Origin of the sequence: Lactococcus sp. S-13 (assembly GCF_004210295.1) — a bacterium.
Classification (GTDB): Bacteria; Bacillota; Bacilli; order Lactobacillales; family Streptococcaceae; genus Lactococcus.
This window is the reverse complement of record NZ_SDAK01000001.1, coordinates 1,053,175-1,068,708: the sequence shown is the minus strand read 5'-3', so window position 1 is coordinate 1,068,708 and position 15,534 is coordinate 1,053,175. Positions and strand designations below refer to the sequence as shown.

At 41.1% G+C, this 15,534-nt stretch carries 11 protein-coding genes and 1 tRNA gene; 11 read left to right on the top strand and 1 reads right to left on the bottom strand.

Features of this window, described 5'->3' with window-relative positions; genetic code table 11:
- The first annotated feature begins 7 nt into the window (after nucleotides 1–7).
- The 11 genes from EQJ87_RS05310 to EQJ87_RS05260 all read left to right on the top strand — a co-directional run bounded on the left by EQJ87_RS05310 (nucleotide 8) and on the right by EQJ87_RS05260 (nucleotide 15,299).
- Complete coding sequence (locus tag EQJ87_RS05310) at nucleotides 8–2,266, top strand: glycoside hydrolase family 65 protein (protein ID WP_130123646.1); 2,259 nt, start codon at nucleotides 8–10, stop codon at nucleotides 2,264–2,266.
- 148 nt (nucleotides 2,267–2,414) lie between these two features.
- Nucleotides 2,415–3,389 carry a LacI family DNA-binding transcriptional regulator gene (locus EQJ87_RS05305; protein WP_130123645.1) on the top strand — a complete coding sequence of 325 codons (975 nt, stop codon included), beginning with the start codon at nucleotides 2,415–2,417 and terminating at the stop codon, nucleotides 3,387–3,389.
- 240 nt (nucleotides 3,390–3,629) lie between these two features.
- Entirely contained in the window at nucleotides 3,630–4,298 is a 669-nt protein-coding gene (locus tag EQJ87_RS05300; RefSeq protein WP_223804543.1) for a response regulator transcription factor, read from the top strand.
- 48 nt (nucleotides 4,299–4,346) lie between these two features.
- Nucleotides 4,347–5,702 (top strand): sensor histidine kinase, encoded by a 1,356-nt coding sequence (locus tag EQJ87_RS05295; RefSeq protein WP_130123643.1) that lies wholly within the window; start codon nucleotides 4,347–4,349, stop codon nucleotides 5,700–5,702.
- A gap of 406 nt (nucleotides 5,703–6,108) precedes the next feature.
- Entirely contained in the window at nucleotides 6,109–7,857 is a 1,749-nt protein-coding gene (locus EQJ87_RS05290; RefSeq protein WP_130123642.1) for a 1-deoxy-D-xylulose-5-phosphate synthase, read from the top strand.
- 98 nt (nucleotides 7,858–7,955) lie between these two features.
- A complete protein-coding gene (gene yidD / locus EQJ87_RS05285) occupies nucleotides 7,956–8,222 on the top strand; it encodes a membrane protein insertion efficiency factor YidD (protein WP_130123641.1) in 267 nt (88 codons plus the stop codon).
- A gap of 144 nt (nucleotides 8,223–8,366) precedes the next feature.
- The gene (locus EQJ87_RS05280) at nucleotides 8,367–10,286 is read left to right on the top strand and encodes a beta-glucoside-specific PTS transporter subunit IIABC (protein ID WP_130123640.1); all 1,920 of its coding nucleotides are present in this window, start codon (nucleotides 8,367–8,369) and stop codon (nucleotides 10,284–10,286) included.
- Between the two features lie 162 nt (nucleotides 10,287–10,448).
- The gene (locus tag EQJ87_RS05275; protein ID WP_130123639.1) at nucleotides 10,449–11,885 is read left to right on the top strand and encodes a 6-phospho-beta-glucosidase; all 1,437 of its coding nucleotides are present in this window, start codon (nucleotides 10,449–10,451) and stop codon (nucleotides 11,883–11,885) included.
- Between the two features lie 248 nt (nucleotides 11,886–12,133).
- Nucleotides 12,134–12,874 (top strand): demethylmenaquinone methyltransferase, encoded by a 741-nt coding sequence (locus tag EQJ87_RS05270; protein ID WP_130123638.1) that lies wholly within the window; start codon nucleotides 12,134–12,136, stop codon nucleotides 12,872–12,874.
- Nucleotides 12,874–14,415: a ClC family H(+)/Cl(-) exchange transporter gene (locus EQJ87_RS05265; RefSeq protein ID WP_130123637.1), complete on the top strand. Its 1,542-nt coding sequence runs from the start codon at nucleotides 12,874–12,876 to the stop codon at nucleotides 14,413–14,415. The genes EQJ87_RS05270 and EQJ87_RS05265 overlap by 1 nt, the downstream gene beginning before the upstream one ends.
- A 299-nt stretch (nucleotides 14,416–14,714) precedes the next feature.
- Nucleotides 14,715–15,299 (top strand): transglycosylase, encoded by a 585-nt coding sequence (locus EQJ87_RS05260; protein ID WP_130123636.1) that lies wholly within the window; start codon nucleotides 14,715–14,717, stop codon nucleotides 15,297–15,299.
- A gap of 128 nt (nucleotides 15,300–15,427) precedes the next feature.
- On the opposite strand, the gene EQJ87_RS05255 is transcribed toward EQJ87_RS05260, so the two are convergent.
- Nucleotides 15,428–15,500 (bottom strand) — tRNA-Arg (locus EQJ87_RS05255).
- Nucleotides 15,501–15,534 lie beyond the last annotated feature (34 nt).

Below are 15,534 nucleotides of genomic sequence, written 5' to 3'. Positions count from 1 at the left end.
GAAACAAATGAAACAAATCAAAAGAGTCATGGGCATTGACCCTTGGAAAGTCACGGCAAATCAGATTGAAAGCAAAGACCGACGCTTGCAAGAATCGCTAACCTCCATTGGAAATGGCTACATGGGAATGCGCGGCAATTTCAGTGAAACTTACAGTGCAGACCACCATCAAGGCACTTATATTGCGGGTGTTTGGTTCCCAGATAAAACACGGGTTGGCTGGTGGAAAAATGGCTATCCTGATTATTTCGGCAAAGCCATTAACGCCGTCAACTTTGCCAAAATCCGCCTATTTATTGACCAAGAAGAAATTGATTTGGCGCGTGCAAAAATTACCGATTTTGAAATGGCTTTGGAGATGCAAAAAGGCCTGCTCACATACAGCTATACCGTTTCTGGTGTGCGGGTAACAGCTGAGCGTTTCTTCTCCATCGCCACCCAAGAATTAGCCCTTTTCCACTTTACTTTTGAAAATGTTGATGGGGAGATGCACAGTATTCGTCTGGACTCAGCAATTGATGCCGATGTGCATAACGAAGACGCCAACTACGATGAAAAATTCTGGCAAACGTTTGAGTTAGGGAATAGCGAAAACGGCTCTTATCTTATCAGCCAAACCATTCCTAACCCCTTTGACGTTGAACAATTTACCGTTTCAGCGCATCAATTTTTCAAAGGAAATCTACAATTGACAGCCCAAAAAGCCGAAGAAAATCAAGTTATTGATAGCTTTGAGGAAATTTTGCCCGCTAAGCAAAGTCTGACTTTTGAAAAACGCGTCATTGTTTTGACCAGCCGTGATTATCAAGATTTAGCAGCAATGACTGATGCATCAGTAGCGTTTGTGGACTCACTTTCTGAGGTAACCTATGACCAACTTCGCGCTGCTCAAATCGAAGCTTGGGCAAAACGCTGGGAAATCGCCGATGTCCAAATTGAGGGCTCAGACGAAGCCCAACAAGGCATTCGTTTCAATCTTTTCCAACTTTTTAGCACTTATTATGGTGAAGACGAACGCTTAAACATCGGCCCCAAAGGTTTTACAGGTGAAAAATACGGCGGAGCAACCTATTGGGACACCGAAGCTTATGCTGTTCCCCTTTATCTGGCTTTATCTGATGAAAAAGTTACTAAAAACCTCTTGAAATACCGCCACAATCAACTTCCACAAGCCCAGCATAATGCCCGCCAACAAGGACTCGCTGGCGCCCTTTATCCAATGGTGACATTCACCGGTGTCGAGTGCCACAACGAATGGGAAATTACCTTTGAAGAAATCCACAGAAATGGCGCAATGGCCTATGCCATTTACAACTATACTAATTACACTGGCGACGAAACATATCTCGCGCATGAAGGTTTAGAAGTATTGGTCGAAATCGCCCGTTTCTGGGCAGACCGTGTCCATTATAGTAAACGCAATGACCAATACATGATTCACGGGGTGACAGGGCCAAACGAATACGAAAACAACATCAATAACAACTGGTACACCAATAAATTAGCCACTTGGGTCTTGAGCTACACAGCGGAAAGTTTGGCAAAATACCCACGTCCCGATCTGATTGAAGCCAAAGAATTAGCTAAATGGGCTGAAATCGTTGAAAAAATGTACTATCCAGAAGACCAAGAATTAGGCATTTTTGTCCAACATGATGGCTTTTTAGACAAAGATTTGACCCCAGTCGCTGAGCTTGATCCAAGCAATCTTCCCCTCAATCAAAATTGGTCTTGGGATCGCGTCTTGCGCAGTCCTTACATCAAACAAGCCGACGTTTTGCAAGGGATTTATTTCTTTGGAAATCAATTTTCACTGGATGAAAAACGACGAAATTTTGAGTTTTACGAACCATTGACTGTTCATGAGAGCTCACTTTCCCCAAGTATTCACGCCATTTTGGCTGCTGAACTTGGGATGGAAGAAAAAGCAGTGGAAATGTACGAACGCACGGCTCGTCTCGACTTGGACAATTACAATAACGACACGGACGACGGTCTGCACATTACCTCAATGACAGGCTCGTGGTTAGCAATCGTCCATGGTTTTGCCCAAATGAAAACTTGGAATGGACAGTTGAGTTTCGCACCATTTTTACCAAAAGCATGGACAGGTTATGCCTTCCACATCAATTATCGTGGTCGCCTGCTCAAAATCTCTGTTGGCAAAGAAATTAAAGTGACTCTGCTCAAAGGAGAAGCTTTAACCGTAGAAATTTATGGTGAAAAAATCAACTTAACTTCAGATTATGTGACAGCTAGAAAATAAAAGATGTCAAAAGCTAAGATATCTATACAAATTTCCGAAAACGCTTGATAATTTCTATAAATTTTGGGAAAATGAACAAAGAAAAGGTAATGAAGGACAAAAATCATAGAGAAAGGAGTGCTGGAGAAATCCAGTTAGGGGTAAAAGAATGGCAGTCACAATCAAAGATGTTGCAAAAAGAGCAGGCGTCAATGCTTCAACCGTCAGTCGCGTCATTAAGGACAGCTCAGAAATCAGTGAAAAAACCAAGGCAAAAGTTCGTAAAGCGATGCAAGATTTGGGCTATCGTCGTAATGCTGCAGCTCAAATCCTCGCTTCAGGAAAGTCCAACACCATTGGAGTAGTATTTCCGCCAGTCACTGATAAAGCAAGTCAGCCCTTCTTTATGAAGATTTTGACCTCAATCAATGAAACCGCACGCGAGTACGATATTTCTGTAGCAATTGCCACAGGGCATTCTACTTGGGAACTCAAAAAACAAGTGGAATTGCAGTATTCAGAAAAACGTGTGGATGGTTTTATCGTTCTGTATGCTGGGAAAAGTGATGAAGTTCGGACTTATCTCCTCGATCATAAGGTTCCTTTTGTGCTTGTCGGAACACCACTTGAGCGACAAAATGAAATTACTCATGTGGACAACGATAATATGTTGTTAGGACGTGAAGCAGTGCGTCACTTGGTTGAGCTGAACCATCAAAATATTTCTTTTGTAACGAATACTTTGGAGGGGGAAGTTTTTGCTGAACGTTATCAAGGCTTCAAAGACGAAACGAAACGCTTAGGCTTAAGCCGAGGTGCCTTGCTTATGGATCGAGATTTTTCAGTGACGGATGAAACCGCGCTGGTTGTGCTTGATGATGTCTTAGCGTTAAAGGTGGTAGAACGTTTGTCTAGCCAAGGCTTGCGAGTGCCAGAGGACATTAGTTTGGTTACCTATAATAACTCGATTTTTGGATCAATTATTCATCCTTACCTGACCACTTTTGATATCAATATCGAACAATTAGGAGCCGCAGCCGTGCGGAAAATTCTGGACTTGCGTGACGCCCAACAACAATTACCAGAAAAAACAATCATCCCATTTGAGTTAATCGTGCGTGAATCAACAAAAGTCAGAGCTTAAACTCTGATTTTTTTGGCTAGATAAGTGATTCGCTTATTGTCTGAGAAAGACAGGCTAAAGGTGAAATTTTAGTTTCATTTAAGATAAGATTAAGTCTAAAACAAGACAAAAATAACATAATAGTGTAAAATAAAAGAAAGGGATGAGCGTATTTTTATCAGTTTCGTAGCATTTTAAATGAAGGATAAGAAAAGGAAATTTTTTCCCGCTCAAAAATGGAAAAAAGGGATGGATACAACGATGATTAAAATATTGTTGGTTGAGGATGATTTATCATTATCAAAATCAGTTTATGATTTCTTGAAGTCATTTGCAGAAGTAAAACAAGTCTATGATGGTGTTGAGGGACTTTACGAGGGACAATTAGACATCTATGATTTGATTCTTTTGGACTTGATGTTGCCTGAAAAAAATGGTTTTGAGGTGCTTAAAGAGCTACGTGAAGCAGGAATTGATACGCCCGTTTTAATCATGACCGCTAAAGAATCTTTGGATGACAAAATGCACGGTTTTGACATTGGAGCGGATGATTACTTGACCAAACCTTTTTATCTGGATGAACTTAAGGCACGTATTCAAGCCCTTTTGAAAAGAACAGGAAAATTAGAAGACTCTAACGGCCTATCTTATGGTGAGGTACGCTTAAATCTAGCCAATAAATCAACTTTGGTCAATGACCAACCTGTTGAACTCATTGGTAAAGAATTTGATTTGGTGGTTTATTTGATGCAAAATCAAAATGTGATTTTACCTAAAGAACAAATTTTTGACCGAATTTGGGGCTATGACAGTGATACAACGGTCACTGTTGTTGAAGTTTACATGAGTAAAATTCGTAAAAAATTGAAAAATACAGAGTTTGTAGATAATTTGGCAACCTTGCGAAACGTCGGCTACATTTTGAGATAAGTTGCGCTAAGCCATTTAAAAGCTAAAGCTTAGTAGAAATGAGAAAAATTGAAGAAAATAATTACAAAAATTAAATCTTCAGCAATTGTGAAAAATGATGGGAAAAATTTCCTTCATTTTTTTCTAGCTTTTACAGTGATTTTCGTGGCTTTGACAGTCATTATCATCCAAGTTATGCAGCTGGGGATTTATCGAGCGACAGACCAAAATTTGCGAGATTTATCACAAAATCAATCTTTTTTGGAAGACTCAGCAAATAGTTTCTTAGGCTCTTATAATCGGCCAGCTCATGGCGATTTTGGGCCAAATAATCCGGTTATTTTTTATGATGTTAACGGAAAAAGGATCACATCAGCCAGTTCACAAAACATGGATTACACCATGTCAGACTTGGAAAAAGCAGTTAAATTCAATGAAAATCAGTTAAATTCGATTCATACGGTTTCGGTGAGTAATCCTTATGGTAAGGATTGGCATTATCGGTATTTGGCGACACGGTTTGTTTTGACAAATGTGGACGGGTCAATAACACCAGTCTATGTGCAGATTTTTACGAACGTGGATCAGATTCAAGATGCGATGAGTCGGGCAGTGCTGGTCATTATCACGACGATGATTACTTTCTGGCTTTTGTCGGTCATCATCAGTCTGTATTTGGCAAATTGGACTTTGAAGCCCATTTTGTCAGCCTATGAAAAGCAAAAAGAGTTCGTGGAAAATGCGTCGCATGAGTTGCGCACACCGCTCGCTATTTTGCAAAACCGTCTGGAACTCCTTTTTCAAACTCCAACTGCGACAATTATCGATGCGTCGGAAAATATTTCTGAAAGTCTGGCTGAGGTGCGCAATATGCGACTTTTGACGACAACACTTTTGCATCTGGCACGCAGTGAATCTGGAATCAAAATCAATCCAGTAGCGACACAACTGGATTATTTTGAGAAAATTTTTGAGAGTTATGAGATGCTGGCGGAGAATGCGGGCAAGATTTTCAAAGGAAATCTAAAAATCGAGGGAACTTTTAATCTCGATCAGGCACTTTTTAAACAATTGATGACCATTTTATTTGATAATGCGCTGAAATATACCGATGAAAATGGGGAAATTTTTGTGGATGTTCAAAAAAATGGCAATAATTTGTTGCTGGCTGTGGCCGATAACGGCGAAGGAATTTCTGACGAAGACAAGAAGAAAATTTTTGACCGCTTTTTCCGAGTGGATAAAGCAAGAACGCGACAAAAAGGTGGACTGGGCTTAGGCTTGTCACTGGCTAAACAAATTGTTGATGCTTATAATGGTAAGATTTCGGTCGAAGATAACAAGCCTCACGGTACAAAATTTGTTGTCAAACTCCGCTTGGATGGGCCAATCTCAAGTCCAGCAAAAATTTTCCAAAAGTTGTAAAATATTAAAGCAGTTGATAAAGCATAGGAAGTGCATGGCGGATTTTTGGGGAGAAAACGCTGACGTAAATTGGTTTTATCAGAGAAAATGCTGACGAAACTTGGTTTTATCAGAGAAAATGCTGACGAAACTTGGTTTTATCAGAGAAAATGCTGACGAAACTTGGTTTTATCAGAGAAAATGCTGACGAAACTTGGTTTTATCAGAGAAAATGCTGACGAAACTTGGTTTTATCAGAGAAAATGCTGACGAAACTTGATTTTGACAGAAAAAACGCTGACGAAACTTGATTTTGACAGAAAAAACGCTGACGTAAATTAGTTTTGTCAGGAAAAAGGTGCCAGCAGCCTATTTTGATGCTGCGTGGCGAATTTTGTATTGAAATATTAAGGAGAAAAACGTAAAAATGACGGTTTTAGATAAGGTAAATGAACCTGCTGACGTAAAAAATTTAACTCACGATGAGCTGATTGAATTATCTCAAGAAATTCGGGCAGCGGTCTTGCATAAAGTATCAATTGTTGGCGGTCACGTTGGGCCAAATTTGGGTGTGACTGAACTGACTATTGCCCTTCACAAGGTCTTCAATTCACCAGTGGACAAGTTTATCTGGGATGTTTCTCACCAAACTTACCCGCACAAAATTTTGACAGGACGTAAGATTGGCTTTACTGATGGTCATTTTCATGACATCACGCCTTACACGAGCCAAGAAGAGTCGGTTCATGACTTTTTCACTGTGGGACACACCTCAACTTCAATTGCCAATGCTCTAGGATACGCACAAGCCCGCGATTTGGCAGCTAAGAAAGAAAACATTGTGGCGGTGATTGGAGATGGATCTATTTCCGGTGGTCTGGCAATGGAAGCCCTCAATAATGCTGGGGATTTCAAAGGAAATCTCATCATTGTTTTCAATGATAATCAAATGTCAATCGCTGAAAATCATGGTGGACTCTATCGCAATTTGGCTGAATTGCGCGCGACAAATGGTCAAGCTGAAAATAATTTCTTCAAAGCATTTGGTTTGGATTACAAATATCTAGAAGAAGGTAATGATATCGAAGCCCTGACTGCGCTTTTTGAGGAAGTCAAAGACATTGATCACCCAATTGTTCTGCACATCCACACCCAAAAAGGGCGTGGCTATGAGCCAGCCGTTGAAAACAAAGAAGCTTTCCATTGGCACGTCCCATTTGATTTGGCAACAGGTCAATCAAAAAATCAACCTTCTGGCGAAACCTATACCAGCATCATGTTGGACTACATGGACAAAAAGATTGCCGAAGGTTTGCCACTGGTAGCCATCAATGCAGCAATTCCGGGCATTTTCGGACTCAAGCAATTTGCCGCTAAACATCCCGAACGCTATATTGACGCCGGTATCGCTGAGCAATACACGATTACATTTGGCGGAGCAATGGCTGCAGCTGGCGCACGCCCCATTATTTTCCACAATTCAACCTTCTTGCAAAGAGCTTACGACCAACTTTGGCACGATGTGGCGATCAATAAAGAACCAGCGATTATCATCGTCAAAGGTGGCGTGATTTCTGGCTCAGATAAGACCCACCAAGGCTCATCAGCGATGACTTGGATTTCTAACATTCCAAATCTCAAATATTTGGCCCCTACTTCTGGAGAAGAATTCACAGCAATTTTGGACTGGGCGCTGGCGCAACACGAGCAACCAGTCGTGATTCAAATGCCTGAACATGGTCTTGAATCTCGCGCAAGCCTTCTCACAGATTTCACACAAAGCTCTTATCAAATGACAAAAATGGGAGAAAAAGTAGCGATTTTGGCCCTCGGTGGTCTCTATTCACACGGCGAAAAAATTGCAGCAGCCCTTGCAGAAAAAGGGATTAACGCCACTTTGGTCAATCCTTTGTTCATCAATGACTTGGATAAAGATTTCTTAGACAACTTGACAGAAAACCATCAGCTTATTGTCACGATTGAGGACGGCATCTTGGACGGTGGCTTTGGACAAAAAGTTGCCTCTTTCTTGGGACGTTATGATGTGAAAGTCTTGAACTTCGGTGCAGAGCGTGAATTTAATGATTCAGTGCCCGTTGCTGAGCTTTACGATCGTTATCACCTGACACCAGAGCTTATGGTGGCTGATATTTTACAAGTTCTTGCTAAAAAATAAGAGAATTTACTGACGTAAGTTAATTTCTTCAGAGAAAATGCTGACGTAAGCAAAAAAATAAAAATAGAGTAACCAAAAACGCTCACCACATTAAAAAAATGAAAAAAATATTAGTAAAAGCGGTGCATGGTTATCAACGTTGGATTTCTCCGGCGCTCCCTCCAGCTTGCCGCTACTATCCCACCTGCTCAAATTATATGATTCAGGCAATTGAAAAACATGGCCCTGCTAAAGGCATAGCCATGGGAACCGCACGCATTTTGCGCTGTCATCCCTTCTGCACGCCAGGATATGACTTTGTTCCAGACCATTTCAGCCTGAGAAGAAATTGGAGCGAACCACCAAAAGATGAAGTTCAGAAATGAACCTCATCTTTTATTTTTTGCTCATAATATTATTATGAAATGAGAAAAAAATGAGTTATACTAAAAGAGTGAAAAGAAAGCGAAATCATAGAGGTTAACCACTGATGAAATTCTAACACCACATATCCCAAGGAGGTAAGTAAAATGGGAAAATACCAAGCATTAGCAAACGACATTGTCCAAAATGTCGGTGGCAGAGCAAACATCAACTCCGTTGGTCACTGCATCACACGGTTGCGCTTCAAACTCAAAGACGAGTCCAAAGCCAACAAAGCCATCCTTGAACAAATGGATGGCGTCGTTACCGTCATGCAGGCAGGCGGACAATATCAAGTCGTCATCGGAAATCACGTTCCCCAAGTCTATGAAGAAGTCGCAAAAATAACAGGAAATGTGACTTCACAAGACGAGGAAACGCAGAAGATGTCGCCCTTTAACCGTCTGATTGATATTATTTCTGGCTCCTTCCAACCTTTCCTCGGTGTCCTTGCCGCAGGCGGGATGATTAAAGGACTAAATGCCCTTTTGATTGCATTGGGGGCGCTGAGCGCAACTGACGGAACTTCAGTCTTACTCAATGCCGTCGGTGATGCCATCTTCACCTTCCTTCCTATCGTTGTCGGGCTGACTGCCGCGCGAAAATTCAAACTCAATGAATTTATCGGACTAGTTTTAGGAATGATTTTGATGTATCCATCTATTCAACTTGCTGCATTTGACGGAAGTAACCCAATTGGTAGCCTCTTCTCAGGTACCATCATCGAAAGTAACTATTTCTCAACTTTCCTTGGTTTGCCCGTCATCGCTCAAAACTACTCCGGAACTGTTGTTCCAATCATCTTTACCGTTTGGTTTGCCAGCATAATTCAGAAACGAGCGAAAAAAATCATTCCAGAGATGTTGCAAACTTTCTTTGTGCCATTCTTTACACTGTTGATTGCAGCACCATTTGCTCTGCTCTTGATTGGCCCAACCCTGAATGTTGCCACAGACCTTTTGAGTACAGGTTTCCAAAACTTGCTTGCTTTCAATCCTATTCTCTTTATGGCGCTTCTTGGTTTCCTTTGGCAAGTACTGGTCATCTTTGGACTTCACTGGGCGGTGGTTTCCGTAGCCCTTGTTCAGGTCGGAGCCGAAGGCTTCTCACACATGCTTGCTGGAACATTTGGCGCTTCATTTGCACAGGTCGCCGTCGTCTTTGCCCTCTGGTTAAAATTCAGAAAACAAGACAAAGGCTTGCAGACCTTGGGAATTCCAGCCATCATCTCAGGGATTGCCGGCGTCACAGAACCCGCAATTTACGGCTTGACCCTCAAGAGAAAATCAGCCTTCCTCTATTCTATGATTGGTGGCGCAGCTGGTGGAGCAATCTTAGGAATGGCAAACTCAGGTTTTTATACTTTGGGTGGTTTAGGAATTTTTGGACTTCCAAACTTCATCTCCCCACAAGGAAATATGTCGCTCATGTGGAATGCCATTATCGCCATGAGCGTCTCCATGTTCGTTGCCTTTGCCATGACTTGGCTTTTCTACCGTGAAACAGCCCTAGTAACTGATGATGACAAGACCAAAGCACCAAAACCTTGGACACTTGGCAAATCTAAACTGCAAAAAGCCTTGGCAGGTGAGAGCTTCCACGCCCCACTCAATGGTGAAATTCGCGCTCTGCATGAAGCCAGTGACGAAGTCTTCTCAAGCGGTGCTATGGGACAAGGCGTTATCATTTTACCGAAAAAAGGTGAAGTAGTCGCACCATTTAACGGTGAAGTCGTCACCATTTTCCCAACTGGACACGCTATTGGCATTCGCTCAGATAACGGAGCAGAGCTTTTGATTCACATCGGTATGAACACCGTTGAGCTAGAAGGTCAACACTACGAAACTTTTGTGCAATCAGGCGACCGCATCAAAAAAGGTGATTTACTCATTAAATTTGATAAAGAAGCCATTGAAGCCGCAGGTTACGTGACAGAAACACCAGTCATCTTGACTAATTCACAAGATTATACTGAAGTTAAAACGTATCTTTCTCATGATGAAAAAATCATCGAAACCGCTTCATAAATAACTTGAAAACGTTATTTATATGAAGGAAGTATGAGATAAAAATGAAAAACACTTCAGTTGTTAGGAGTGTTTTTCATTTTTTTAACGAGTGAAATCGTTATCAAAAAAAATTAAAAAATGATAAAATAATAAAAGAAAAAGAATAAAGGAGTACTATTTATGCCATTTAGTAAAGATTTTCTTTGGGGCGGAGCAACCGCAGCTAACCAGTGTGAAGGTGGATATAACCTTGGTGGACGTGGCCTTGCCAACGTTGATGTCGTACCACACGGTAAAGACCGTTTTCCAATCATCACCGGTGAAATGAAACATCTGGATTTCGATGATCAACATTTTTATCCAGCCAAAGAAGCGATTGATATGTATCATCATTGGAAAGAAGACCTTGCTATGTTTGCAGAAATGGGCTTCAAAACATATCGGATGTCACTCGCTTGGACACGGATTTTCCCTAAAGGAGACGAAACAGAGCCAAATGAAGAAGGACTCGCGTTCTACGAAGAAATCTTCAAAGAATGTCAACGTTTAGGCATTGAGCCGCTGGTTACTATCACGCACTTTGACTGCCCGATTCATCTTATTAAAGAGTATGGCGGCTGGCGCAACCGTAAAATGGTTGACTTCTATGAAAACCTTGCCCGCACGATTTTCACCCGTTTCAAAGGCTTAGTGCATTACTGGCTAACTTTCAACGAAATCAATATGCTTTTGCACGCTCCCTTTATGGGCGCAGGACTAGTTTTTGAAGAAGGTGAAAATAAAGAACAAGCCAAATATTTAGCTGCTCACCATGAACTTTTGGCCTCAGCCATTGCTACAAAGATTGGACATGAAATTGACCCCGAAAACAAAATTGGCTGTATGCTAGCTGCTGGTGAATATTATCCATTTGATTGTCACCCTGACAATGTCCTAGAAGCTCAGCAACAAAATCATGACAATTTGTTCTTCATTGACGTACAATCTCGTGGGAAATATCCAAATTATCTCCTCAAACGACTTGAACGCGAAGGCATTGAGTTGCCAATCCAAGAGGGTGATTTAGAAATCTTAGCAGAAAACACCGTGGACTTTGTCTCCTTTAGCTATTATTCAAGCCGTGTGGCAAAAGTTTCTGATGGTGATGCCGATAAATCAGCAGGAAATATCTTTGAATCCGTGACTAACCCCTACCTTGAAGCAAGCGAATGGGGCTGGCAGATTGACCCACAAGGATTACGCATCACCATGAACTCTGTCTGGGATCGTTATCAAAAACCCCTCTTTGTCGTTGAAAATGGCTTGGGTGCCGTAGATACTCCAGATGAAGATGGCTATGTGGCTGATGATTACCGCATTGCTTATATGGCAGCACATATCGAAGAAATGAAAAAAGCCGTTGAATTAGACGGTGTTGAATTGCTCGGCTATACTTCATGGGGCTGTATCGACCTCGTATCCGCAGGAACAGGTGAAATGAGTAAACGCTACGGCTTTATTTACGTCGATCGTGATGATTTTGGCAAGGGCAGCCTCAAACGGACACCCAAAAAATCATTTGCTTGGTACAAGAAAGTCATCGCTACTAACGGTGAAGACCTAACCAACGAAGACTAAATTCCAAACTACTGATGCAAGATCATCAGTAGTTTTTTTACTCAAAAATCCCGAATTTACCCAAAATTAACTCTTTCATAACATGATTTTTTAAAAAAAGCTGGGCCTGTAACGGTTCATTTTACGCAGACGACTCAAAAAGATGGGGAGCTATCGACTAAAACGAGTAGTCTGTAAGGAACGTAGCGAAGCGGAGCGACTCGCATTCCGCTAACGAAAATCCGCAGGATTTCTGCTATAATAAAATCATGACAGAAGTAAATCAAGAACGAGTTCACGAGATTTTTAATAAAATTTCGGGAGACTATGATAAAATGAACGCCATTATTAGCTTTAAACAGCATGATATTTGGCGAGCGCAAACAATGAAAAGAATGGGAGATTTGACGGATTTGTCTGCCTTAGATTTGTGTTGCGGAACAGGTGATTGGACGCTAGACTTGGCTGATGCCGTCGGAAGTTCGGGAAACGTGGTAGGGCTTGATTTTTCTGAAAATATGCTGGCGATTGCTCAAGCCAAAATTGAGCAAAGGGCTGATAAAAATGTCAGTTTAATTCAAGGCGATGCGATGGCCCTACCGTTTGAAGATGACAGTTTTGACCTTGTGACAATCGGATATGGTTTGCGTAATACGCCCGATTATCTGACCGTCTTGCGAGAAATTTTCCGTGTTTTAAAGCCTAATGGTAGGCTTGTTTGCATTGATACTTCACACCCGACTTTGCCTATTTATAAGCAGGTTTTTGAGTTTTATTTTAACAATGTCATGCCTTTTTTTGGCAAGCTTTTTGCTCGATCATTTAAGGAATACCAGTGGTTGCAAAAGTCGGCTCAAGATTTTCCTGATGCTAAAGTCTTGAAAAAATTATTTGAAAAAGCTGGATTTAGCGAGGTAAGTTACAAGTTGCATGGTGGTGGAGCAGTAGCCACACATTTTGCTCGAAAATCACGTAATATCAAAACAAATATTCATCTTGGAAAGAAATAATGAAACTCAAAGATATTGAAAAATCGCCCAATAAAAATCTTTATCTCCTTTTTTTAAGTGTGCTCGTAGGTTTGACTGCGGGCTTTTTAGCGAGTCTTTATCGTCTCGCTTTGGAACTCGCTGAAAATTATGGTTTGAAAATTTATGGATTGGTCACTGAAAAACTCCAGTATTTGCCTTTTTTATTGGTAGGTTTATTGGCTATTGCTGGTCTTGTCAGCTTTTTGATGATTCAATTTCCAATGAGTTCAGGATCTGGTATTCCGCAGGTCAAAGGACAGTTGGAAGGTTATTTTAAAAATAATTGGTTGACGACAGCTTTTGCCAAGTTTGTCGCTGGGACATTAGCCATGTTTGCTGGATTGTCTCTCGGACGTGAAGGCCCATCAGTGCAGCTGGGGGCTTCTATGGGGCAAATGGTTTCTAGTAAACTTGCCCAAACGGAGCGGCACAAGCGTATTTTGATTGCCTCAGGGGCATCAGCTGGACTTTCTGCTGCTTTTAATGCTCCTTTATCTGGGGTTATGTTTACGCTTGAGGAGGTGTTCAAGTATTTTTCACCTTTGATTTTATTAACATGTATGACTTCGGCGATGGTCGCGGATGTTGTTTCACGCTTGATTTTTGGCAGTCAGCCTGTCTTTAATTTTCACATTTTGGGTGCGATTAAACTTTCAGACTACTGGCTCTTACTCCTTTTAGGGCTTGTTTTAGGCCTTTTTGGGGCTTTTTATAACTGGACTTTACTCACAAGTCAAAAGCTCATGAAAAAAATTCGTTTTCCTTTTGTACGTGTGTTGATTAGCTTTTTGGGCGTCGGGGTGACTGCTTTGATTTTTCCACAGGTTGTTGGTAGCGGTCATCGGCTTATGGATTCTTTTAGTTTAAATATGGGATTGGCATTGCTTTGTGTCATCTTGCTTGCCAAATACTTGATTTCGATGATTTCTTACGCTTCAGGGATTCCTGGGGGAATTTTCTTTCCCTTGTTGGTGTTAGGGGCAAGCTTAGGGGCCGTTTTTGCAACAATTGTGATTAGCAGTTTTCATCTACCAGAGAGTCTTTTTGCTAATTTTGTGATTTTGTCAATGGCAGGGACTTTCACGGCGATTGTTCGAGCGCCAATGACTGGTATTTTGCTTTTGGTGGAAATGACAGGGTCTTTTGATCATTTATTGCCTTTAGCTCTTGTTTCATTAGTGGCTTATGTTGTTGCTGATTTGTTACATTCAGAGCCAATTTATGATTCACTTTTAGAAAATATGCTCCAAGAGAAAGAAGTAAATTTGATTGAAGATGCTGGTCAAATGATGTTTGAAACGATGGTGCAATTTGACTCGGAAGCTGACCGAAAACCTTTGGAACAGCTTGCTTTACCAGATGGTTGTCTTTTGGTTTCAGTACATCGTTCAGGAAAAAATATTATCCCTCATGGTCAGACGGAATTGCAAGCTGGCGACTATTTGACCTTTTTGATTAAGCAAGAAAATGAAGCCTTTACACGTCAACAAATTCGTCAAATATTATCGGAAAAAGTGTAAAAATGGGTGCAAAGTAAGGGTTTTATTGGCTGTGATGTCATCAAAAAGAAACATTATTTAAGTTTCGTTTAAGTTTTCAAAGCTATAATAACGTCTCAATAAGTTTTAAAAGAAAAATTAAATCAATCGTTTAAAAAGACGACGTCCATAGCGTGCAATGACGTTAAACTGCTTACGGTAATCCTGCACAAGCGTTATAGACTTTATGATGTGTATGGGAAGTAACCATGATGATGGAAAATATACTGAGCTGTGAAGTTCTATGGAATTGTTCCTAGTGGCGAAATCGAAAGGTCTAAATGAAATTCAGTAAAGTTGCTATTTCAACTGGTTTAGTTGCATCATTCATGTTTATCGGTGGCGGTATTGCTCATGCGGATACGCCAAAAGCCTCAACACATGATGTTGCGTTAGAAGTTATTAACGGTAATTACGGAAACGGTGATATTCGAACAAGCAAACTTAAAAGTGCTGGTTATGATGCCGTTGCAATCCAAAATGAAGTTAATCAAATTCTGACAGGAAATTCAAGCTCAACACCAACAGGAACTTCCTCAACAGCCACTGAAGAACAACCTACTCAAGCAGCACCGGTAAATACTGGTGGGCTTAATATGAGCCAGACTTCTGGACAAGTTGATATTCAAGCACTCGCGAATTATATGGCATCAAGTACTGCCAACTCAGCTGGTTATTCAGCAAGCGAATGGGCTTATATCATTACTCATGAATCAAATGGAGTTGTCAATAGTGTGAACGCAAGTTCTGGTGCTTATGGCGCTTTCCAGTTGCTCGGACATGGGGAATACTCAGGGATGCCTTTGTCAGAACAAATTGCAATGGCGAGCAAACTTCCAGCAGGTAGCTGGGTGGTTTACAACTAAAAGTACCGACTTGTCTAAAACAAGACGGCTTGTCACAAATACGCTCATTGGTTAGTCGCCAATAAGATTGGTAAGATTAACAAAAAAAGCACCGATGATTTGGTGTTTTTTTGTTTTAGGCTAAAGAATGGCCCCTGCCAGGATCGAACTGGCAACCACTGCTTAGGAGGCGGTAGTTATATCCAATTTAACTAAGGGACCAGAGAGCAGAAGGCAGTACGCTTTTCTGCATGAT